This is a genomic window from Myxococcus hansupus, from assembly GCF_000280925.3.
In the GTDB taxonomy this organism is placed as follows: domain Bacteria; phylum Myxococcota; class Myxococcia; order Myxococcales; family Myxococcaceae; genus Myxococcus; species Myxococcus hansupus.
This window is the reverse complement of record NZ_CP012109.1, coordinates 3,898,556-3,923,880: the sequence shown is the minus strand read 5'-3', so window position 1 is coordinate 3,923,880 and position 25,325 is coordinate 3,898,556. Positions and strand designations below refer to the sequence as shown.

The 25,325-nt window shown below is 62.7% G+C and carries 5 protein-coding genes (1 of these 5 cut by a window edge); all 5 read right to left on the bottom strand.

Annotated features, from left to right (window positions below; all coding sequences use genetic code 11):
- Positions 1-66: 66 nt before the first annotated feature.
- Positions 67-561: an ankyrin repeat domain-containing protein gene (locus A176_RS38000; RefSeq protein ID WP_082282748.1), complete on the bottom strand. Its 495-nt coding sequence runs from the start codon at positions 559-561 to the stop codon at positions 67-69.
- Complete coding sequence (locus tag A176_RS15060) at positions 561-14,459, bottom strand: RHS repeat-associated core domain-containing protein (protein ID WP_044889195.1); 13,899 nt, start codon at positions 14,457-14,459, stop codon at positions 561-563. Before A176_RS15060 ends, A176_RS38000 begins: the two co-directional genes overlap by 1 nt.
- 214 nt (positions 14,460-14,673) lie before the next feature.
- The gene (locus A176_RS15055) at positions 14,674-18,816 is read right to left on the bottom strand and encodes an RHS repeat protein (protein ID WP_144429549.1); all 4,143 of its coding nucleotides are present in this window, start codon (positions 18,814-18,816) and stop codon (positions 14,674-14,676) included.
- Between the two features lie 445 nt (positions 18,817-19,261).
- A complete protein-coding gene (locus A176_RS15050) occupies positions 19,262-20,047 on the bottom strand; it encodes a peptidylprolyl isomerase (protein WP_044889194.1) in 786 nt (261 codons plus the stop codon).
- A gap of 113 nt (positions 20,048-20,160) precedes the next feature.
- A protein-coding gene (locus tag A176_RS15045; protein ID WP_144429548.1) for an Ig-like domain-containing protein crosses the window boundary here: on the bottom strand, positions 20,161-25,325 show its end. It continues 7,633 nt past the right edge of the window; 5,165 of the gene's 12,798 nt are visible here — the last part of the coding sequence; its start codon lies off the right edge, out of view; its stop codon occupies positions 20,161-20,163.

Genomic DNA, 25,325 nt, shown 5'->3' with positions numbered 1-25,325 from the left:
GGCCGGGTGAAGGCCACGGGCCACATCCGGCGCGACACCGAGCCCTCAATTGGTACACTCTTGGTCTCAGTACTTCTGAGCTTCCTCAAGGGCCGCAATCGCGTCCTCATGCTGGTAGTCCCGGGCAAGATCGAGCGGAGTTCGCCCATTGCGATCGCATGTATTAGGCTGAGCGCCATGCGCAAGAAGAAGCCGCGTCACATAAGCGGACGGGCGCTCTCCACGCTGATATGCTCCATCAGCTTCAATGTCTATCGCGTGATGTAGCGGCGTCATCCCGTTGGCATCGGGAAGATTCACGTCTGCCCCACTAGCAATCAGCATCGGAATCAGTTCTAGCTGCTCTTGCTCCACTGCGACATGCAGCGCTCCCCAATACGCTCCAGCCGGCGACACGTTCGGGTTTGCACCTGCCTGAAGCAGCAAATCGAGTATTTCTGCATTGCCGACAAGAACAGCCGCACACAGTGCGGACGCCAATTCCTCAGCACTGGCGGCACGAACCCTTAGTGCAGCTTCCACACCAGCCTTGTTTGCGGACCTAACAAGCTCAAGGAGCATCACCCTCCCCCAGGAACGGTCACATTCAGTTTTATCCCTGGGAAGCTCTCACGGAACTCCAGGATCGCAGAACTACAATTAAAGCATGCGCCCATCGCATTGTCGATCGCAAGGTTGATGGTTCCAGTTGAATCCCGACTGATGCGCGACCGGAGAAAGTCTAGAATCTTCACTTCGGCGTCTTGGCGCCCGGGTCCAGTCCGAGCAGTTGCTTGTGCAATTGTAGCGTCCGCGAGAGTCGATCCCGAACCTCTTTGTCCGCTGACTCCGACGACCCTTCCAGAAAAGCCATCCACCTGCACGTCGGCTGCAGCAACTGTCCGCTGCTTCCCGGCCTGCAACTTATCACGGAGTGCAAGAAACGCTGGATCGCCTGTCCCGATCTCCTCCGCCATGTTCAAAACGACTCCCGCGCGCCGATCAGCCTGGTTGCGGGCAGCGAGGTGCTTGAGGAATTCCACCTGCTCAGTTGTCGGCGCACGCCCCATCGCGCGCATGTGCCCAGCAACTTCCTCCACACGAATTGCGCGCACCATTGGCGCCGCAGCTAGACGGGCCCGGAGTGTCATCCCGACGTCCACCGCCGGGGGGCCGACATCAAGCAGAAGCTCAATGGCAGCCAGACCTCGACTCGTTTCGAGTCCAGAGACCGTCGTTCCTGTAGCCATCCGCTGAGCCGGGTCAAGGTACGGAACCAACCCCGCTCCCGTCTCCATCCCGTAAAGGCTTGCGGCGGAAGCGTTCTGTTCAATGGGAAGCAGGCGGAAAGTGGCTACTCGCGCAACGCCGCCCGCCACCCCACCGACGCCCCCCTTCGGGCCAACATATTGGAAGTTGCTGCATTGGAACCCGGCGCAGGATGCACTTCCGCCATTCGCATATTCGAATAGCCCTGCCCAGAACTTCGCAAGTTCGTCTACCGGGTCGCAGGCCACAGTCCCGTTGGAAGCGATGCTACAGCGTCCATCCGGATCCGTGTACCTCAACGGATTTCCATTGGCATACAGCCACGGATTGAGGCCCTGTGGCGTCCTCAGGTACGCGCCCGCCCCTACCGGGTCTTCGGACAGGAACCGTCCCGTGCGCGAGTCAAGCCACCGCTGCTGGGCATACGTCAGCCCCACATCCGCGTCCCAGGCATGTCCCGTGTATCCGATGCTCGGTTGGGTGGAAGTTGGCCCACCTCCATCGCGGTAGTTGCCCCACGCGTCATACTGATGAGTCGTCAGCGTGCCATTGGACGCAAGACGGCCCACTGCGCTGCCCAGTCCGTCATGGAGGATGCGCTCGTCTCCGGTCGCCACCATCAGCCCAGCCGCGCGCTGGTGCAGCACAGCCCCAATTTCTGGCAGGTGCTCTTCGATTAGCGTATTCCCACTCCACAGATACTTCGTGGTGACGCCCCTTGCTGTCCGGGAGCGCCGCAGGCCCGCATAGTCGTATTTGTACCTCACTTGATGCAGTTCGTTGCCCTGCGTCTGCTCCACCTCCACTATTCGGCCGACCGCGTCGAAGTGCGTTAGTCGTGTGAAGTCGCCACGCCTTTCGCTGACGAGGCGCCCTGCCTTGTTCGTTTGGTAGTGGGCTACCGCAATGTCTGGGAGCGGCTCTCCCGTCTCTGGTGCTACGACCTTCTTTTTAACTGTGACTAGCCCGCCAATCTGAGGATCGTATTCATAGACAAGGTGTTGTTGTGGGGCAGTCAAAGCTGCGAAGCCGTCAGGACCCAATCCCCCCGTGTACTCTGTTGCAGTCTTCTCGGCAAACCGAGATCCGTCACGACTGAGTTGGTAGAGTACGGAGTTGCCTCCAGGGTAACGAACGCCAGTTAGTCTGTCTGCATTGTCATAGCCATACTGAGTCGTCGCAACGGATTCTGCACCTTGCCTGTCAATTGCTTCAGATAGCCTGTTGTCCCGACTGCTGTAGTTGTACTGAAATCTAAGTAGCGGCGATGTAATTGGATTTGTGCAGTTCTCCTGCGTTGCGGCGTGCGTCACTGAAGCAATTCTTCCGCGCGCATCATGGCAGTAGGATTGCTTGAGTGTTGAATCTCCCAGTGACAAAAGTCGCTCGCCGCCAACCTCCCAATCGACATCAAGCGTTCGGCCGTCAGCCAGGACTAAAGTCTCAAGGCGTTGGAGTTCATCGACGCCGTACTGAATAAGTCCAGAGGGAGACTGCAGCGTCTGCAAGGCGCCACTGTTGTGATATTCGTAAGTGATCGAGCTCGAACCGTCAGTGTTTCGCCAGATGCGATCACGCAAGTCGTAATCAATGTCGTGGACGATTGATTCATTTCCGCGACGCTCTGTCGCTTTGCGTAGTTGATCAAGGCCATTAAAGACGTAGTCTGCAGATTCAAGATCTTTGAACGTTCGCGGGGGGCCTGATGCTGTATTCTCGGGAGGACCGGCCTTAAAAACTTCTCGGACAATGCGCCCGCGCCCGTCGAAGACCCGCTCCACTCGTTCTCCCAGCGGATTGACGACTTCTGCGTTTCCATTTCGCCACTCGGTGCTCCAGGTCGCTGTGGCTCCGCGGCTGCGCGAGCTCTCCCGCCCAAGTGAGTCATACTTGAACCGCGATGCTGGCATCACTGACCCAGCGGGAGGCGTGATTTCCGTGACTCGCCCGAAGACATCATAGACATAGGTGAATGTGCCTGTGGCTACATTTGAAACTTGGAGCAATTCACTGTTGGGGCCGTAACCATATGTCCACGCGCTGGTTTCACTCGGGGTGTCCGCAGCATGCCTTAGCTCAGTGAGGTTACCCGCATTGTCGTACCCAGCGTAGCGAGTACTTCGAACGTCGGTGCCACGTCCATACTTCTCGGTTTCTAGCAGGCCTCGGGCATTGTACGTCAGCGTGCGAACGCGCTGGTCAGGTGTCGTGACCGCCTTTGGTAGGCCATCCTGATAATAGGTGTACGACGTCAGTTCCTGGCCAAAACGCATGCCCTTGACGCGGCCGCTTGCTTCATACGTCCATGTACGAGCGGCGACAGCGGCATCAAAACCAAAGGGAAGTTGCCAAATCGGTTTCCCGTCGGCATAGAAATCCCACTTGTCGATGGCAGTGCCTTGCTCCCGCTGGATCGCGTTGCCCAGGCTGTCGAACTGTGTCGTTACAGTCCGGCCACCTATCCCCCTTCCGTCCCAGGTCCAAGTATCAATGACCTCAGACTGCCGGGCGACCCATGCCGTGCTTGTCTCATACTGGTACGCACGTCCTTGGGATGACCACGTTTCAGTTTCCTTTCGCGTGCGCCCGCGATCGTCAATTCCGTTCGCAGCCTCTCGAGACACGACGGACAGGGATTCACCCTCGGTCAACTCCTGCCGCTTTACCCAAGTCCCGTCGTAGCGAGTGCGAACAGTACGTGCCTCATAAGAATGTGCGTTATCAGGAGACTGTTCCCAAACCTCCTCCTCAACCAGTCCGCGTGCATTTCGAGTTCGAGTAATGGTTGTTCCATGTGGGGCGAACTCCTTCTCAACTCCGCCGCCACGGTATTCGTAGCTCCACTCGGCTTGCGTGCCATCCGCGTTGGTTGGATCAAGCGATTGGGTGCGGCGCCTCAGTCGCCCCCAATCATCATATTCTACTTTCGTTTCAGCACTGCTCTGGGGGCCGACCTGCGTGCGAATGCGCCCCTCTTCGTCGTGGTAGAATTCAGTCGTGCCCGTGGAAGGGACGCTTGCCATCAAAAGATTGCCTGCTGCGTCGTACTCCCACGTTGATTTGCGGCTGAACGTCGAAGGGTCCGTGTATTCAACCTGCCGGCCCAGAGAGTCATAGACCCATGAGTGGAGGGCAACCTGATCGTCGACGTGCTCCAGTAGGGTTCGAACGCGCCCGAGAGTATCGGTCGTGTACGTCCGAACCTCCTGACGGGTTGAGGCCTCGTCTCTGCCATTCAGAGTTCGAGTTGCTATAACGGTCGTAATACCTGCTGGAGTGTCGCTGTATTCGAACGTCTCTGTCAGCGTTCGAGTTCCATCTGTGATCTGAACCGTGCGTTGATGCCGAGTCAGGCGGCCGAGGGCATCCGCATACTCGTAGGTGTCCCGGAGCCCAGTTACGTGATCTTCCTGGAGCGTCACTCGCCCAGCGTAATCGTATTCCGTTTGAGAACGGATGCCGCCATGACTGTCGACACTGCTGGCACGCGTTCGCTCGCGGCCGAGCGCATCCACCGTTGACTCAAACATATGCGGCTTCGGGGTCGCCCCATCCTTGAGCGAGCCAAAAGTTCTTCGAACGACGGCACCTGAGGCACTCAGGACAACCGTTTCGACGTCTGAGAAGTTGCAGTCGCCCGTGCATCCAGTTTCAGGGAACTTGGACTCGTACGCCCAACGGACAGCGCGACCCAAGGCGTCATGCTCGATGCGAGTCGTCAGTCCGTTGCTGTCAGTTACTGCCGTGGCCTTCCCATCTGCATCTAGCTCGTAGGTGTAGAGGGCCACTCGGTCGATCAACTCACTCTTCAAACGCCCCGCAGAGTCATAGTCAAGTTCGTGGACTTTTCCGCGCGCGTCCTGAAACGACCGCAACTGGGTGCCCACGTAACCGGTGTAACGTGTCGTCGCCGGCGCATTGTCTCGGCCAAAATGAACCGTTTCTTCGCGCTTGAGCCCTCCTTCGATCACTGTTTTGCGAGTCTGGGTGCGCTCCCCCCAGTGTCCCAAAGGAAGTGACTCGGTAACGGTCAACTCGTCATCATCCAGTTCGTACTCGTAACTCCAGGCTTGCGCAGGCTGTCCCGCGACAGTGTTTTTAAGAACCCGACCAGTCGCATCGTAGGCAACGTCGACGCGCGCACCCGTGGCTTCATTGAATTCCGAGATCCGGTTGCCCAGTGCGTCGTACCCGTAGACCACGGTATACTGAAGCAGCCCACCAGTTGTTGACGACGAACCGTGCTGCGGGTGGCTCACCGTCATTCGTGTCGGCAAGCCCAACGGATGCGTCTCATGGCCCGAGACCGTGATGGCGTTACCTGCAGGATCAGTCCCTTCGACGACAACCCCATCCGGATCCGGCGTCTGAGAAGTCGTGAATGCAATATCCCCCTCAGGCTTATCGACCGAGAATACGCCCACGGTGACGCCCATGGAATCGCCCGAGGCCGAGCGCGGCGTGAGTACCGTCGCGTACCGGTTATCACCGATGAGCAAGGATGTATTCGTGGCGCGCCCTGACTCAACCTGTCGTTCCTTGACCGAGGAGAGGTCGGTAGGATCAGCCAGGCCAGGAACCGGGATACTGTTTTGAGGTGCTGCCGTGAATACCGTACCGTTGGCTTGCAACCTCTCATTGTAGTTGTGCTTGATACTCTGGCCCATCGGCGTGACGGAAAGGTCCAGTTGCACTGGACCACCGCGGGTGTCACTTCCCCAGGCCATGGTGCTGGGGCCCAGGTCGGGGACCTGCACCATGCTCGTGTTCCCGTAGGGATTGAGCTGAAGCGTCACTTCGACGCCATCCGGGCGCCGGATACTCCGCGTATCGGTGGTGAGCGCCGTGATCTGCCAACCGGGAGCGGGCATTCCAGTCCCATGGACAGATGTCACCACTTCTCGAGCATGCAGGTGCGCGTAGGCGGCGGTCTGCATGCTGCGACCATATGTCGCCTGCCATTGGATCTTGCGGTCCCCACCCGAAGGGGGGCTCAAGAGGAACTTCGCGGTCGCTACCTCATTGGACGCGAGCCACAACTCGTTGCCTGAGGACAGCCCTTCGGGGAGAGGCACATACGTGTACTCCCACGATTGCGTTGCGTTCGATGTCGCTTCTCCGCCAGCGATGGGCAGTGGTGCGGAAACGCGCGTGACGCGGGTCAAGTTACCTCGTGCGTCGTGACCAATGTCCAGGCTGTGCAGGACCACGTTGTCCGACTTGCGCAGCAATTCGACGGACTTCAGCAGTTGGAAGCCTTGATTGCGAGAAAGCGTGCGCAACCGATAAGCCGTGGCGGTATCCGCGACATCAATCGGTGCATAGCCAAAATCAAGGCGCAGCTTGCCTGGATTGCGCTCCACCGTCGCGAGGAGCGTGTCCTCGGGCCGGTAGGTCAGGTTCGTCCAGCCTTCGTCATTCGCGCGGCCTCGTCCGTCGTGGAAGCGGTCGAGCAGCCACCGCCGCCGTAGCTTCCGCGGAGAGCCGCGAGCAACCGTTCCAAACTCGTAGACGAATCCATCGGGCGTCTTCACTTCGACGACATTCAGCCCGTTGCGCTTCACCAGCTTCACGTCGAGGCCGTGGGAGCGGTCGGTGATGCAATCCACCGCCGTGGACTCGACCTCATCGATAGCTCCGCACAAGGGCACGTCATACGCCTGCCCGGCGATCACCACGGTGTAACGTCCCAGTTTCTCCTCTTGGACGTAGCCCTCGTAATTATGCGTCCAGCCGGCGCCCGTCGTCCCAACGCGGCTGCTCTGGTTGTTGTAGGTGCGCGCGAAGCGGACCACCTCGGCCATCTGGGGAACGGCGAAGTCCTCGTGTTCGAAGGACAGGTGCCCATCCGCCACATTGATGCCCTGGATGGTCGCCTGCCCAGGCGCTCGGGCATGGCCGCCGTCGAAACTCCCTCGCGGGCGACCCAGCCGTTGGACCAGTCGCCGGGGCTCGGGAGTGACGATCTCCTGAACCAGGAAAAAGCTCTTCTCTTCGGCACCGGACTTCGGCATCGCGACCAGGTTCGAGGGAAGCGGCAACTGGAAGAAACGTGCGGCGTTGAGACCCGTTTCGTCGAGTTGCTCGAACGACTGCGCGGCCGGCCCTGATTCGCCCTGAATCTGGTACACGCCGATGCCCACCAGCAGCTCGACATCCGCCTGCTTGACCAGCGTGTCACCAGCACAGGCCTCCGACGTGCAGACCTTGACCCGTCCTCGTTGGATAACGCTTGGCTCCAGCGCGAACCGAGCCACGGCTGGAGCCGATATGGGCCGGTCCGTAACGGCGCGGCCTTCCGAATCCACTTCAACTGAGCGCTGCGCGGTGAACGAGCTCCCTGCTTTCAGTAGGTCAACTCGAGGGGCAATTCCCATCAAGTTGAACCGATAGAGGACGTTCTCCGCGTTACCGCTGGCGTACAACTCCATGTAAAGGATGTCGTTTGCCGCGAGAACGTCTTCGATGAACTCGTTGTCACACGTCCCGACCAACGCTCCTTGGGCAAAGGAGATGTCACACTCCACGCCATAGTGATCGCTGCCGAAGCGAACCACATAGTCGCCCGAAAGAGTCCCGGCGCGCCCCTCATCGAGGGGCTCCAGAAGCGTCGAAAGGAAATGGTACGAAAGGTCGTCAATGTCCGCTATCGGCGACCCGGCAAGGACCTCTCGCTGGCCGACGCTGCCCTGCGCGTAAACTTGCGGATTGACGAGTTGCAGGACTCGGAATTCGTGCTCGCGATCCCGGTCATAGCGCAGGACTCGGAAACCATCCGGATCCAGGTTGGTGTAGACGTTCTTCAGGCCGACCGCGCGGGCCGGCATGCCTGCCAGGTTCGCGCCCACCTGCTCTGTGAAGTCGGGCGGTCGTGAGTTGCGCTCGGATGGCGTCAGATGGCCATCCCCGTCCAGGTCACGTGGGAAGACCTGATGTCCCACGACGTGGAGGTAGTAGTTGGCACGCGGCAAGCTGCCAACGGTGATCCGCTCGCCACCAGGCCCTTCGACCTGCATCGCGGCCTGAAGCGCGGCGGAGCCGCGGCCCGGGACCACGCCGAACTGAGTCACCTCGGGCTGCTCCATGGCGGAGTTCGTGACGCGCACCACCCGGCCCGCCAGGGGAGGAACACCTGCGGGAACGTCCTGAAGGTCCTGGCTCCGCAGGCACGCAGCCTGTTTCGTCGCGGAGGCTGCCGCTCCGGCTCCGTACTCCGAGCAAGTTTCGAGCAGCACGCCCGAAACACCCACGTCCCTCAAGACGTTCGGGATGCAGTCCGGATTCGACCCACCATCCGTGCCGCCATCGGTGCTGCATGGTGACACGCCACCATCCACTCGGTCCGGAGGGAGCCCCGCGTCGAGGGGCGACGAGCGCACACCGCCGTCGTCGTCTCGCCACTCGACTGGCGCCATCGTCCGAACACGCCAGTGCGTATCCAGGTGGACGTAGGTGTCTCGCGTGGTTGCCGCACCGCCATGACGAACGAGCGACGGCGGTGACGCCTGATTCAGGCCCGCTGCCATCGCGCTGCGCCAGATGCGCACGTCGATTTCTGGCGGGAAGAGGAAGACGGGGGCCTCGATGCCAAGCTGCGCCACGGAGCAACGGGAGAGCTTGACCGTCTGGCCAAACTCCGTGACCGTCAGCGGCCCCAATTCTTCATCAGCCGCGCAGCGGCCCTCCGCATCCAACTGCTTCTTGGAGAGCGGCGGAACGGCCAATCGCGTCATGCCGGTGTGCCCCGTCGCATGGTTGACCGCGACGACAACGAGTCGCTCGCCTGCGGTCAGACGGAGGAAGTTGGTGTGATTGTCCCGGCACTCCGTCTCGTAGAAAGCACGGTCCGACTCACTCAAGGAACCTGGCGCGGGGGCGCTCGGGTCCTGGATGAGCACGGGGTTGAGCTCCCTGCAGCGTTCGCGAATGACGCGCCTGAAAGGTGTCGTGGGCCCCATTCGAACCCGGGCATAACTGCCCTGGGGATTCATCTGGCCCTGGGGGGCGGGCGAACACTCCGTGTCTGGAACGCCCACTGTGAATTGAGCAACAGGGCGTGTCAGATCTTCTTCACGGAAGAAGTGGACCTCTGTCTGAGCAATCTCCGCGTTGGCAACGGAAATGAAGGCTCCGGCATCCGGGCTGTACTCGCTGGACGCATTGGCTTCGCAGTCGTGCCGTAACGGACGGCCTTCGCGGTCCACGAAGTGCAATGCGCCATGAAGCAGGCGTGCATCCACCAAGATGTCCGCACGGGTCTGGCGGCCCGCGGAGGCCTCGAACATGGGAGAGCACGTCGGGTAACTCGCCGTGACGATGGATTGGACAACGGGAGCACCTGTTGCCGTGTCCCTCCCGAGCAACGGTCGTGAGCCCAGTGGGACGTCCGCACAGGCGATGCCCATACCGTCGCCAGGAGCAACGGACACGGGGATGCCATATTCGCCTGTCGGCCCCGTCACGCTGCTCATCATCGGACCGGGCCCGGTGACGGTGACTTTCATCCCCGGGAAGCGAACAACAGAATGCATCTCCGCAGCGCCTGCGGTGATTTCCTCATCCAGCGTGAACACCAGCCGGTGTGAGCCAGCACCTGAACCCGCATCCGTCTCAGGCCCTGCGTCGACGGAGGTTCCACCATCCGTTTCCACCGGGACGGTCTGAACCCGAAGAACATAGGTGCGGCGCTCGCTTCCCATGCGGCCGACGAGCGAGACGTAGGTGGTGCCTTGGGACAACTCGATGTTGCCTGTGAGCGAGACTTCCGTCTGCGTGTCATGATTGCTGCTCGTCGCCCACACCTCGCCTGCGGGCGGGGCAATATCGGCACCACCCTCCTTCTTCGCGAACAGGAATGCGTCGATCCGGCCGGCTGAAATACCTGCTGAGACGCGGGTCACCTGCATCGACACGGGGAGGCGGTAAGGCAACGTCACGTGTCGGGGAACCGCGATGAACGCGCGTGTGGCTTCCGACAGGTTCACGTGGATTTGCCGGTCCTCGGGAGCACGGAGCGCTCCAACAATCGTCGCGGGGACCTGGTTTTGAATCGACGAGTCCAGGGGGGCGTAGACCTGGGGCCCCAGGAAGAACTGCGCGTGGGCCTCTCCGATGAGCGCATCGAGCGTCTGCTTCCAGAGCGGCCCCATGGGACGTGAAGGCAGCCTCCCCGGAAACAGGCTGCCCTGAACGCCACCGTCATCCGGGGACGTCCCCTGCCCGCCCATGCTCGCCAGGGCTCGTTCGACGATCGTGTCCTGCTCGTCGGTGAGCATCATGTAGCCGATGACTTCCACCGAGCGGACATCCAGCGGAGTCTCCGTCCGCACGAACCTGCCATCCTCGGAAACTCGCGCCAGGCCCATGCGCGCCAGCGTGTGGTTGCGCGGCTCATGCGCCAGCACGACGGCGTAGTGCCCGGCGCTCTTCGCCGTGACGTTCGGGAACTGGAGCAGCAGCGGCTTCTGGACCCGGAGTCCCGCCGGACCGATCTGCCAGACGGCCGTGGGCGTCGAGTAGCTCTCCAGCTTGATGGGCAGGGTCACCGTCTCGAGCCGGGTCGCCGTCACAGCCCCCTGCGTCTGCCCATCCTCGAACAGCAGGGTCTCCACCGCGCCGCTGGGGAAGCCATCCAGGACCAGGCCCTCGTGGCGCGACGAGAAGTCCGCATGCAGCGCCGCGGTCGTGTCCACCCGAACAGCGCTGTCGGTATCCACGGCGGTCAGCGCGATAGGCGAGTCAATCGTCTCCTCTTCGGAGGGGATCGTCAGCAACCTCCGCACCGTCGGGAGCGGCCTTCCTTCGGGCGTTGTTCCGCCTTCGTAACGAACCACCTGCGGACCCGACAGGTGAGTGCTGAGGGCCCAGTTGCCGTCGGTCCCCGTCCGAACAGTCTCTCCCGACGCCTCCAGGACCACGCGGGCCCCCGGGAGCGGCTGGAAGCTGTCGTCCATGACGAAGCCACGGAGCCGCGTCAGCGGCCGGCGCACCGTCAGCTCACTGCGGAACTCGCCTGACTGACCAGGCCCGACCGCGGCCACCACGCCCGCCACTCGCACTTCGAGAAGCTCGCTTTCGGGCAACGGAGCACGCGCGATGAACGTCGCCGTCTGCCCACCCGGAGCGAGCGAGTGGCCACCCGGAAGTGGCACACCCCGATGCAGCACGCGGAAACCTTCGAGAACCGACTCGAGCGTCGCCGCCTTGTTGAACGACACGCTGATGAGCGAGTCCGTCTTCACGCTCGTCGCGCCGCGTTCCGGCTGGACGCCCGTCACGACCAAGGGCTCTGTCGCCGGGTCCCGGTAGAACACCGTGACACTGTTCGTCCCGGTGAAACCACGCACATCCGTGGCGGTCACCGTGAGCGTGTTTTCACCCAGCGCGAGGGGGAGCTCCGCTGTGTAGATGCCGGGGGACGCCTCGGAGGCCAGCCCCGTTCCAATCCGGACCTCGCTCAGCGCCGCGAACGCGACCACCCGAGCACGAACGCGCACGGTCGCGGACGCAGCTTCGCTTCCGCTGGCGGGTTCGAGCACGGTGATGAGCGGAGGCGCGTTCTCCACGTTCAGCACGAGTTCTCGACGCGTCTGGTTGCCGGCGCGGTCGCTCGCCACCACGGACACCACCGTCTGTCCCCTGGCCAGCGACACGGACGCGCTGAAGCTGCCGCCCACCACCGAGACGGGCACATCCTGGACCGTGACTCCCGCCAGGTGCGTGTCTCCCACGGTGCCCTGAATCAAGTACGGCGACTCGCTCACCGTGATGGGGCTCGCCGCCGGGCGCGTCACCACCAGGGAGGGCGCCGTCCGATCCACCGTCACCGTCCGCGACGTACTCGCGCTCCGGCCCTCCGCGTCCGTCACCACGAGGTTCAGTGTGTGCTCACCCTCCGGCAGCGAGAGTGACTGGCTGAAGTTGCGCACCATCATCGTCGCGCTGACGCCGTTGATCTTGACGTCGAGGGGAAGCGTCCCCCCCTCTACCTGCCCGATGACCGCCAGACTCGATCCGCCCAACACGGCATCCGGCGCGGGCGCATCCACCCGCAGCACCGGCGCCGCCGAGCCCGTACCGGCATCACCCCCGGGGGTCCCGGAATCGACCTGGGGCTCCCCGCCCGCATCCGGACTGCTCCCGGCATCCGGATCCGTCCCCGCGTCCGCGAGCCCACCATCGGGCTGCGTGACCACTCGCGTCACAGAGAGGGTCTGCTCCGCCTGGAGCCCGTAGCCGTCCATGGCCACGATACGAAGCGTCTGGTGGCCGGGGGAAAGCTGCACGGTCCGGACGAAAGAGCCGTCACCCGAGAGGGCCGCCAGCGAGCCCGACACCAGCACCGTGACCGAGTCCTCGGAGTCCGCCACGGATGCGGTACCGCGCACGGTCACCGTCCGCTCTTCCGTCTGGGTTCCCGACGACGGTTCAGTGACGGAGAGGGTCGGAGCCACACTGTTCGCGCGCACGTGAAGCGTCCGCGAGTCCGAGAGGTTGATCGCGTCCGTGACCACCAGGTTCAGCGTGTTGTTACCCTGCGCGAGGGCGTGGTCGACCTCGAACGAGCCGTCCGGAGCCACCTGGACTGGCGCCCCATTCAGCGTGAGCACCACGGGCGTCGTATCCGTCGCGGTGCCGCGCACCTTCACGGAGGTGCCTCCGATGCGAGCCCCCTCGGAGGGACTGGTCACCACCAGCCGCGGCGGCGTCGAGTCCCGCAGCACCGTCACCGTGGAGGAACTCGCGTTGCCTGCCGCGTCCATCGCCGTGACGACGAGGCGGTTGGCCCCTTCCGCCAGCGCGACCGTCCGCCGCCACAGGCCATCGCCGCCGTGCACCAGCCCCTGCCCACCCACACTCACGCTGGCGACGACGTTGAGCTCCGTCACGGCGGCGACCAGCTCCACCTGGGCCTCCTGCGTGACGTGTCCCGAGACGGGCGACTGCACGACCAGCTCGGGCGGAACGGAGTCGATGGTGAAGTTCCGCTGCACCTCTTCGGAGTTGCCCGCGCGATCCACCGCGGACACCGTCAAGACGTGCGGCCCCTCGCTGGTAACCGTCCCACCGCTCTCAAAGGGCACGCCGTCCAGCGTGGCGGTCACCGTGTCGAGGTGTGCATCCTCCACCGTGAAGGTCAGCACCACGGGGCCTCGGACGTACTGGCCTTCCGTGCCCCCCGAAACCGTGATGACGGGCTTCTGATTGTCGAGCACCACGGCGCGGCACGAGCGCCGAACGTTGCCGCACGCATCCCGGGCCGTCGTGACCAGGGCATTCTGCCCAGGCGTCAGGGGGACGGAAGCGGTCCAAGTTCCCTCGGTCAACGTCGCGGAAACGCCATTCACCTCCACGCGCGTGACATCGTGCGCGGCGGAGCCACTCACGTCCCACGGACTGGCGGTTGCCAGGGTCCCGGCTTCTGGCGACGTCACCTCGAACTGGGGCGCGAGCGTGTCAACGTCCACGACCCGGACGCGAACCGACGGACCCGGAGCGCCGGAGAGCTCGACCTTCAGCGTGTTCGCCGCCTGCAGGGGGACTTCCAGGATCCGTGGCTGCACGGGGCCCGTCTGGGGCGTGAGGCGCATGACGACGCGCTCGTTCAACACCACCTGGCCCAGGAGTCCGCCGCTCGATGGAGCCTCCACCACCAGGACGCCTTGCGCCCCCGCCCCGGCGGAATGGAAGCTGCGCGTCACGCGAGCAGGTGCGCCTCGTCCGTGCCCGACCGTCACATCGAGCAACGTGCAGGCAAGCTGGTTGATATGCGCCACGGAGGCACGGGCCATGCTGCCCCCGGTGGTTCGCACCTCCAGTGCATTGCTCGCGCTCAGCCATACAGGGACGGCCTTGAGCGCGGTGCCGCTGCTGGCGGTGGCGACACGTTGTCCGTCGAGGAACACCTCGGCGGTCCCCGCGGCGCCCTGCCCCAGCCCATCACCGTGCTGGAGGGCCAACAGGCCCCACTCACCGGCGTTCGCGGTGAACGACGCAGTCGCCGGAGCGCCGGTGGACTCAACGGGCGCCGCCAGCCACGCGGGCGCGTGGTCTACGGGAACCACGTCCGCGCAGACGTCCGTCGGCGCGGTGTCGGCGCTTTGAATCGCCGCGCTCACGGCCTTCGTGGCGGCCGCCTCGGTGGGACGCGCCTCCTGCGTGCACGCTGCAACCCAGAGCCCCAGCACCAAAACCTGCAGCAACCGACTCATCCGACGACCCCTCTTCGTACTGCCATTCCGAAATCGCTCACCGCGAGGTGACACGTGCCCCAACGCCGTTCCGCACCCGCCGCCCCTGTCCGAAGGGGGCGTGCCGCCCACCGTGTGGCGGCACATGGCCTGGGGAAGCGCATCCCGCGCCCCGATGGAGGTACTTCGATGCATGTGTGAACCGTGACTCATCGTGGCACCCTCGCCCATTCCCCTACCGTGTCGTCCCAGGCGTCTGCCAACTCGCGCCGTCACGCGCCAGGGCTGGGATCAACTCCACATCATGTCCTGGCTGCGCCCCCAGCGATGCCCCAGGCACCGGCTGGCTGCTCCTCGGCGTTCCCCTGGGGAAGCCCACCCGCGGTTGCGGTGCGTCCTCAGTCGGCAGGCTCCGCAGCGGGTTGTTCTGGGCGAAGAGGTAGGGTCCTACGCTTCGGCCCTGGAGCGCGTTCCAGACAATGAACTCCGGGTCGAGGACCCTCGGATCGGGCTCGAAGTAGCGCCCGACATTCGGATCGTAGGAGCGGAGCCCGTCGTCGAACAGGTCGGTCTCGGTATCGTAGTACTGCCCCACCCTTCGAAGCAGCGTCCAGAACGGGGAGGCTCCACTCTCGAAACGACGGTACTCGTAGGCGGGAATGGCGACTCCGCGCTTTCGCGCGCTGCCGGGACAGGTGCAGGTCGGTGGCACACCCGCGTCCGCTCCACAGGTGGCTTCATCACAGGTCGTGTTGGAGACGAACTGGATGGCCACTTCGCCGTTCGTGGCCTCGACCCAGTCACTCCAGAGCATGCCCCGGTTGACGCCACTGTAGGGCCCCGCGAGTTGGGCCCCCGTGCTTCCGTCCTTGACGTAAACGTAGTCGTGCGTCGGTTCGGTGTCGATGAGGCTGAACAGAACGCGCTGCTGAAGCTTCAGCGTGGAGCTCCGCGCGGGTTGCTGAAAACGGGTCAGCTCTTCGTCGAGCCCGTCCGCGTAGGGATTCGCCGACATCGCGTAGTGATTCACCCGATTCACATGTCCCAGTGGGCTGTACTCCCCCGTTCCCGTCACACGGCCATCCGCATCCAACATGACCACGGGCCTTCCCGTAGGGTCCGTGACGATGAAATAGAGGCCGCAAGCGGCCGGGTCGGCATTGCGAGAGCACTCCGAAGACGCATCCGAAAGGCGCGTCCATTGCGGCGTGAACTTGCCGCGCGCCACGGCGACGGGGCGCCCCCCGAGCCACACATAGTCATCTTCAATGTAGTAGTTGACCGGTGCGAGGATGCGATCGTTACCGCGATCCGACAGCAACTGGCCACGAACGTCGTGAAAGTATTCATCACGGACGCCGGTGGGATAGTCCTTGAGCCGCCTCCGGTCGAACGCATCGTGGAAGTAGACGTAGTATGCGTAATTCAGCGCCTCCCAGCCCAAGCTCATGGAGCGCATGTGCGCATGCCGAATCTCGTTCGAAGGATAAAGGTTGAGATGGCTGAACCCATCGCCTTGTGTGAGCCGATTGGTGCTCTTGCGGTCCACGGACCCGTTGGCGTGGTAGCCAAAGTTCTCCGCGAACGCAGGCCCAGGTCCTGAGTACGTGACGAGCAGATGATCCGGGGCCACGCCCTCGTAGTAGATGGTCGTACCAAGGTGGCCCGCCTCCGTGGTGCCAGAGCGGTTGCCGCGGCGGTCGTAGGTGTAGGCCAGTGAGGAATACGCTCCGCCCGACGCCGCCGTGTTCCCCGTGGGACGCATCGCGCTCTTGAGGCGCAACGCCCTGTCGTAGGTGAACTCCTCCGTTTGCGCCGTCTCGGAGCGCAGCAAGCACGTATCCATCCGGCGAACGAGGTCCGCATTCCAGGTGTACGTCCTGCTGTACACGTCACCGGCCCCCAGGCCAGGGCTCATCGACCCAGTTGAGACGCGCAGCGCGCGGATGCGCCCGGTCAGATCCGCGGTGGCCATCGACGGGGGCGTCTCCGCGCAGGCAGCCACCGATGATGCCGGGGCCACGGACGCATCATCCCCCAGCATGTACTCCACGGAGCGGAGCACGTCGGACCGGAGATGGTGCTGTTGGTATCCGCGCAGCCCACCGTAGGGCTCCCACAGGACGCTACTGATGATTCGCTGGGTGTGCCACTCCGTGCCGTCGTGGCTTGTGACATCCACGGCCGAGATGCGGTCGGTTCTTGCGCCGCCCCCATACACGTACGTTACCACTCGACCGTGCGGGTACGTGATGGACGCGAGGTTGCCGTTCGGCGTGTAGCGGTAGTGCGTGTCTGGGTTGAGGTCGATCCCCTGCCCGCAACCGGTCGCGTTGGCCCGGACTCGCATTTCACGAATCACCCGACCCAGTGTGTCGTATTGATACCACGTGCGGCCGAACGAGTCTTCGCTGTAGCGCAGTCGTCCCAGGCTATTGAGTTGTGTCTCACAGCCGGGTGGAGGTGTTCCTTCGTTGTCGTAACCCAATTGGTAGTGCGTGAATGGCGAATCCAAGCCGACATACTGGGCTTGGGTCATCACGAGCCGAGAGAGATGATCGTATGTATAGAGGAGTGGCCGCTCCGCGAGCGGACCCAACTCCACGGCCTTGTTGCCGAACGCATCGAAGGCATAGCGCACGGGGCCCTTCAGGTGTGATGCCGTCGCCCCCACCAGGTTCCCGAAGTCGTCGTACGTAAATGCGCTCGCGGGCTGCGTGCACGTCTCGAAAGTGTCTCCGCCAAGGCACCCGGCCTTGAGTGACTGGATGTTGCCATGGGTGTCGTAGCGCAGCAGCGTCCGTTGCCCTTGCCCCTCCGAGGGAAACTCGTCCATGCGCTCGAGTCGATTGGCCCGGTCGTAGGTCAGCGCGGCACACGCCGGCGATGCAGGGTGCCCGTTGGGCGCCACGGCACACCAGGCTGGGGGGGCATTGAAGGCGTGGCCAACACCGGTCAGGTTGTCCGCGCCATCAAAGGAGCGTGCACGGGTATAGCTGCCAGGGCCGACGCCCCACCTTTCATGGGTCGGCCGGAGATGGGCGTCCGCGGCGAACGAACGGACACGCCGGGCGACACCGGGGGCCTCCAGGAACCGCTCTTCCTTGAGGGAGCCGTCGGGCCAGTAGGTGAACGTGACCTTCTCCGACCACGAGGCACCGGCCATGTCCGCCGCACGGGCCTTCCATTGGAGCAATTCCGTGGAGGTACCGCCACTGCACGCACCGGAGGGCGTCCCCGTCCGGTAGCAGAACACCTCGTAGTTGCCTTCGGGATGCTGAACCCATGAAAGACGCCCGGCGTCGTGCCCGAAGCGGGTCACTACGTCGACCTGCCCTGGAGTCCGCACGGCCTGAGACGTCAGGCGGGGGCCCTCCCATGCCATCACGGTCGTCACGCCGCTCGCGTCAACACGCTCCGTGACGTTCCCGGCAACGTCGTAGGCATTGAACTGCGTGACGAGCGGCGTGCTGGCGGCACCCGCGGGGAACCGCGATTCACGCATCAGCCGGTTCTTGCGGAAGCTGGTCGTCTCGGAGTCGGCCCAGTAGAAGTACTGCGTGAGCGGAGCGGCGCTGGCCGCGGGGCAATCCGTGGCGGCCTCGCTCTCCACCCAGCAAGGACCATGGACCTCGAGGACGCGGCCCAGCGGGTCCGGAGTGGCATCTCCCGTGCGCTGGACGAAGTAGAACGTCCCGATGAATCGCTTGGGCGAAGTCCAGGCCATGGTGCTGCGATCCATGTCCCAGGTCCACCCCGACTGAATGGTGGCCACCCGGCGGCCCGAGGCGTTGTAGCGGTGAAACGTCCGGGCTCGCTCACCGGCGCCCCCCAAGAGGCTCGCCTTCTCGATGGACGCCAGTTGCTGCTGTCCACCAGGCCCGTAGCTGTAGGTGAAGAAGTCCTCACTCAGGGCGCCGGTGCCCGTCATGTCCTGGGCGCCGCGAAGGACCGACGTCTTCTCCAGCGTCATGGCGGAGGCGCCAGTGCCTGTCGCAGGCGGGGTATGGACGTAGACCTCCCAGGCATCCCGCTTGTTCTTGGCGGCGCGCTCGTAGGCCGGCGACGTCTCGGTCGCGCACGCCCATTCATGGCGCACGCTCCCCGGGCTGCATGCGCCGGCCACCGCGCACGAGTCCACCGCCTGATAGACGCGGGGCACGCCCCCGGCCTCAGGTCCGGGAAGCGAGGTGTAGACCCGCGAAAACGCCGCAGGCGACTCCTGCCCGTTTCCGCGGCCCGCCGAGGGCTCCGTCACCGTCTGTGACCGGGGTTCGGAGCCGCAGCAGTCACTGCCGGGCAGGCACAGGCTCTGGGCGACGGCGCCCGCGGGCAACAGGAGGAACACCATGCCCAGGAACGAAACAGAAGGACGCATGTACGGCTTCATCGAGGCTCCGCGACGGCGCCCGTCCAGCCCTTGGGCGGGACGCACACCTGCCCTCCGGCGGAAGGATGAATCTGGATACAACCCCAGGTCTTCGGGCAGTCGTTCTCACTGCTGCATTGCTGGCTGCAGAAATAGTCCGCATCGAGCCGAGGCCCCGCCCGCAGACACAGCCGGGAGAGACATTCGGATTCTCCACCCGAGGCACACCGCTCCCCGAGCTCCTTGGTTCGCTGCTTGGCCGGAACGAACTGGTGGTCCGGCTGAACGGCAGGAGCCTGAGTCGGCGCTTCTGTCAGCGTTTCCTCGACGGGGGCTGGTTTCTCACTACATCCGGAGCCCCAAGACAGACACAGACCCAGGAACAGGCTTCGCAACACTGTTGCTCGATGCCCATAGGGCGAAGCCGGAGTCCCAACGAGGTATCGCGAGGAAATCATCGCGTCACATCTCCCGTCTTCGGAGCGTTCGTCGCAGGTGCCGACAATGCGTCGGGGAAGCGCTTGACGGGAATGCTGGCTTCCAGCTCCTTCATCAAACGGCTTTCCGCCTCACGCCGAGCCTCTGCCGCCAGACGGCCCCTGACTTCGTTGAAGGTCGGCAACACGCTTTGCATGTGCTCCAGCGCCTGGACCACATGAATGCCGTAAGGCGTTTCGAATGGCTTGCTCAGCTCGCCCTTTTTCAAGGCCGCTGCCGCCTCGAAGAAGGCGGGGTGAACCTGGCCTTCCCTCACGATGCCCAGGTCTCCGCCTTGCGCCGCGGAGACGTCATCCTGGCTTGCCTCACGAGCAACCACTTCGAAAGGTTCTCCTCCCATGAGGCGGGCATAGATCATGTTCGCACGGTCACCCGCCTGGCGACGTTCGGGCTGCCCGTCCCCAGGTGGCAACCGGATGACGACCTGCCGCACATGAATCTGCCTGCGCGCAAGCGATGACTTTGAGGACTCATAACGCTCGAGCAAGTCCGCTTCGCTTGTAACGCTCTTGAGTTCCTCTTGAAGGAGCGCTTGCATCAGGACTTCACGACGAGCCGCGGCGAGCCGAGCGCGCGTCTCTTCGCGCGCATCCAGTCCCAGGGCGACAGCTCGCTCCGAGAGGCGAGCCTGGTCAATCAGCTCGTCGAGCTGCGCATCGGCGGTAATTTCACCGGCCCTCCTCGACGCGAACTCTTGAACATCCGCGCGCCGAAGTTCAGTCCTTCCAACCTGGGCGACCACATCTGCGTCTCGGCACCCGTGAACGGGCACGAGTGTCAGAAAAAGCACAGATATCCACCGGGAACACCGGGACCGATTGGGCGCCGAAGCGCCCCGCTTGGTGAAAGATTGAATCATGGCCTGATGATGTTCTGGGACTGAAGTCGAGAGGTTGATTCAACCGTCAGCGTTCCGGTGACTTCCAACGCATCAGGCGTAAAGACCACAGCCCTGCCCTTGACGGTGAAGTTTCGGAACGTCTGTTCTCCTGCAGGCGTTGCGAACAGTTCTGTCGGCTTCGAACGCAGCGGGTCGAATGACGTGCCTCCATTGTCGAAGACGATATCGCCATGTGCCGCCTGAAGGGCCTTGAGATAGATTGTCCCTGCCCCCCCGTTATTCGAGCCTGGCGCGTGAACGTTGTTCAAGGAGAATGTCGATGTCGACATGTCGTAATAGATGGCCACGCGGCCTCCTCCTCCATAATTGCTCGCCGCGCGCGCCTCAATCCGGCCTGTCCCGGTGAGTGCCCCGGTCTCCAGGAGAATGCTTCCTCCCGCGCCCCCCGAGGCGAGTGCACCGGTCCCCGGACTCGCATTGGCGAGGAGCAGGCCATTTACGCGAATGGAGTTGGCCTTCAAATGCAAAGCACCTCCACCGTTGCCACCGAGAGGCGGAGTGCCACTGGGGTTCGCTGGGCCGCCCGAACCTCCAGTGCCAAAGGTCGACGGCAGTTTGTAATCCCCATAAGTCGCTACAGGAGCGACTTCAGTCAGGTGCTGCTCCGTCCTGCCGTATCCGCCGTGACTACCACCAGCCGACTCCACGCCGGTCGACTGGTTCCCGTACGTAAGTCCCGTACGCGATTCATTCCCTTCTTGCCAGCCGCCCAAATAACCCAATCCGGTCACGTCAATACTTGAGCCCGTAACCAGATCCACATGGCCGTTGACGAACACCTCCAGCGGCTGTGGCAGGCCATCCGTGCTTCGGACCTGCTTCAGGGCACTTGCGTTCTGAGTCAAGCTCAAGCTCGACAGGTGGAGAGGTGCACCCCCCGCAACCGAAAGCACTCCCGCGAGTTCCACTGAGACACCGGGCAAGAATGCCCAGGGCTGGCGCAGGGTGACCTGGCTCCCTCCGAGCACGCGAATCGATTCCATGGATCCCGTCACCTCGCCATGGAAAGTGACACGAACACCTCGTTCAATTTCAAGCACAGGCGTCGTGAGCGGGCCCATCACCTCGACGTCGCCATGGCCGTACAGATTGAAACGGTCGAAGGTCCCTCCATCGACAGGCGTAGGCTTCGCGCGATTGGTGAACTGAAGACTATTGCCCGTGTATGTCGCCAGAACCAACTCACCGTACTCCTGAGCATTCCCCTTCAGGAAGACCGTGCCTGCGTTTGCATACTGCCCCTTGGCTTCGACCTTGGACCAATCAAACGCAGTCGTCTCAGAATTGTAGTAGATCGCGACACGGCCACCACCGCCGCCGTAGGGGGCGGAACGTCCCGCGCCATTGGCTCGGATCGCACCGGTGCCTGTCAGGGCTCCCACGTCGATTCGGATTCCACCACCGGCACCGCCGTAACTGGCGTTGTTGGTGCTACCTGACTCTGCGTTTGCGAGCAATTCGCCGTCCAAGCGAATTGACGCCGCTTGCAATCGAATCAAACCGCCGCCGTTCCCGCCGAGAGCGCTTGTGGCCGCTCCTCCGGAACCGCCAGAGCCCGGCTCCGAGGGATCCCTGTAGTCGCCGTAAATGGGCACAGGAGATTCAACCCCTGCTTGAGCAAGCCCCTGTCCGTATCCACCATGACTGCCTGCGGCGGAGTCTGCTCCTGTCGGAGCATTGCCTTGCTTTTTCCCGTTTCGATCAGAATTCCCAGGCTGCCACCCACCCAGATAACCACGTCCGCTCACGTCTACCTTGCCGGTGGCATAGATCCGAACCTCGTTCGAGACCGTGAGATCCAGGAAGTGAGTCCCAGCGTTCGCTTGGGGCGCATGGGTCACCACTGCGTTCTGCAAGACATACAGATTTCTGAACGTATGCGTGCCGTCGATTTGGAGGGTTTGACCGCTCCGAACGATGATGTCTTGCCCTTCGAAACTGAGATCCTCAGCCGAAATGACAGGGGTGGAGTCTGCCGGATATCTCGCATCCAGCACCACGACATCTTGAAATGACTCACTCACTTGCCCGTGTTGGTCCTGAGCGACCAGCGAGACTCGAGCCATACCACTGGACACGGGAGTGTAAGTCCGCCGAAGCGAACTGCCGCTTGTCGGAGAAATCAAGCGATCGCCCACGGCGACGCCGTTCACCCGGAACTCCGCCCAGGCGAGAGTGTTCCGCTCATCCGTGGCATTGCCGAGGAACTCTCGCGGTTGTCCAACAAGCATATAGGTCTGTGCGTTCAACGTGACATTAGGCGGTCGGTTCACGCCCACGGGGATGATCCGGGCCAGGTTCGTGGTGGCGCCCAGGTTGTCCGTCGCACTCGCCGCAATCTCTAGCTGCGTCGCGGTCGCACTCAATGTGATTGTTCCGCAAAGCTCCCTGCATGCCTGAGTGAAGCATGATCCAGGCTCCGTCATGGCGACCCCGTCGACCGAGGCGACGAGGTCAACAATGCTGACGTCATCGAACGCCCGTGCGCACACTTTCACCGTATCCCGCTGGATTGGCTGACTTGGCAACACCGAGGAATTGAAGGTCGGAGGTGGATTGGGGAGTAGAACCGTCGTGCGTTCGACTGTCGCCGTGCGTCCACGTGAGTCAGTAGCGACAGCCTTGAACACCACATGGGGACGCTCGCTCAGTCTAGGGAGCGTATGTCTGATGAGTACGGACGACGATGTCGTCGAGCCAATCTCCACTCCATCGGCGTAAACATGGATACTTGCCAGATCTCTATCCACGTCATTGGCAGAGGGATTGACGGAAATTGTTTCGCCCTCCTTGGCGGATAGGTGGGGAAGACCATAGGGGAACGTAACCGTTGGAGCAGAGCCGTCCGGAAGGACGATATAGCTTTGCGTGATTCGCGTCCGGCGCCCGGCTTGATCAACGCCGGTCAATGCCAGCGTTATTGTCTGTCCGACAGCGTCGTCCGGCAGGCGGAGTGAATACTGGAAGGCAATGCTTCCTGTCCGCTCTGGCGAAACAGCGATCAGGCGTCCATCCTGTTCAAGCTCGAGCCAGTGCATTCCATCGTCGGAGCCTCTCAAGGTCAATTGATGGACGTAAGGACCCGCTCGCAATTCAGGGGGCAGCCCGCTGGGCGTGCCTGGCGGCTGCGTGTCTCCAACAACGTTGAGGTTGACGAACGCTTCCGCCGTTCGCCCCGCCCCATCCGTCAGGATCACCGCCAATGGCATGGAGCCTGAAGATTCGAAGATGGGTATACGGAAAGACCCCTCGAAACGATTTACGTTGGTTGCTGTCTGCTGGAGCGTTCCAAGATACGCAGTGCCCAGGCGCGCTGAAACGGTAAATGGAGGCAGCCCATTGTTCTTGTTCGCTATCACGTCCACGACTGCTCCGGAATAGAGGGTGCTGTGCCCTCCTGCCGAAACACTGACACTGGGGTGGGTTGCAGAAGACGGCACCACGAAGACTTCAACTGGTTGCGACGTGGCCGTCAGTCCTCCAGCGTCATAGACACGAATCTGAATTGAGTAAACGCTTCCTGGCACCGCATTATTGGGCAAGGTCCAGCTTGCTCTCAAATCCGCTTCGTCAAGATGGGTGGCCGCGTGGCCGTTGATGACCAGAACTGCGTCATCGATCCCCACACCATGAGCAATGCCCGTGAGATTGATTTGACCACCGGCTTCTGCCTCCAAGCGTCCGCCGTCTGAAAGGATTCGCACTGTCGGGGTGGCCGAATGAGGAGCGGTATATGAATGAACGAGTCCCGAATCTCCGTCTGCGATTAGAATGCGACCTGATGTAAATACGGCATCCTGTGCGCTTGATGCACTCAGCAAAGCCAGTCGTTCAGCTGGCTCCCCCTCGTGGATGTGCCAGACTTCAACGCCAGCAGCGCCTTCGCTAACGATCGCCAGTCGGCCTTCAAGGCGAATCCGTTGGACCTCGCCAGCCGTGGGTAGGGTCCCGATCAACTGAGGTGCCCCGTCTGACCCTAGATTGAAAAGTGAAATTGAATTGGCTCCACCCGTGACCGCCAAGTTTCCGTCCAATGCAACGACTGATGCTGAAACTGGAAGAATGCCTTGATGACGAAGTTGGCCCGATGGAGCCACCTCGAGCACGGCAACCCCCTGCTCCCCCAATGCCACGAGCGCTCGACGTTCGTTTCCTGCAATTCCGAAAGCCGCGCGCCCAAGGGCCAGGGATTGCCTGTCAGGTACGGGGGTCAAAGGCCACCTTACCGTACTCACGCCTCCCGCTGAAGAGATAGCCCAGACGCGGCCGGGCGCGACCGAGAACTGTTCAACCGCTCCCAACGCCTGTTGAAGCGCACTTGAATTGGCGCCATGCAGTTGGAGCCGCCCACCCAGCACTTCATTCACGCCCGAAACGCGGATGGCTTGTCCGTCGAGTGAGAAAACACTCCGCTGCCAGCTTTCCACCTGGCGAACATTAGAGCCTGGCTCAGATGGATTTCGTAGCTGCGGAGCCCTTCCTCCCGAGACATCAACAGGCCGAGTTCCAGACGAACGTGCCGCAACCAGGGCTCCTCCTCGGAACGGGGCGAGGCCCAGCGCACTGTCTCCCACGTGGACGCTGCCGGCTGCGATCCCCTCACCGGATCTCGACAACCGCGTGACGTGAACACCCGATGTGCTTGTCGAGAGCAGAAGGCCGCCGCCAATCTGAACAGCATGCGCCTCGAATCGGATTCGAGACATCACTTTGGGCGCGAGGGGCTCACGATAATCCACGAGTTGCAACCAACCATCGTCGCTGACCACGTAGGCGATGCCACGCACGACCTCTAGCGCTCGGACGCCGGAGGGTACTGAAACCACTGGAGTCGGAACCTGTGTTCGAGAAAGGGCGTCGCCCACAAATGCATGCAGCGAACGGTCCGTGCCAATAACGACAAGGTCCCCATCCCTTTCCGCCGCTCGAGCCAATGCCGGACCGACGTCGAAGACGTGGTTGGATGCGTTTCCCGTGCCATACACAATTGGCACCTGAATCTTTGATGTGCCCTGTATGAAAACGGGCCCGTCCGAGTTGGCCTCCACGAGAACGCGCCGCTCACTGCTTGCGTTTACGTACACCGCTAGAACCGGAGAACTCGGATCGCTAACATCGA

Excerpts from the sequence above, each read along its gene's own strand:
- A176_RS38000 (WP_082282748.1), bottom strand. The coding sequence starts at position 561 with ATGCTCCTTGAGCTTGTTAGGTCCGCAAACAAGGCTGGTGTGGAAGCT.
- A176_RS15060 (WP_044889195.1), bottom strand. The coding sequence starts at position 14,459 with ATGAGTCGGTTGCTGCAGGTTTTGGTGCTGGGGCTCTGGGTTGCAGCG.
- A176_RS15055 (WP_144429549.1), bottom strand. The coding sequence starts at position 18,816 with ATGCGTCCTTCTGTTTCGTTCCTGGGCATGGTGTTCCTCCTGTTGCCC.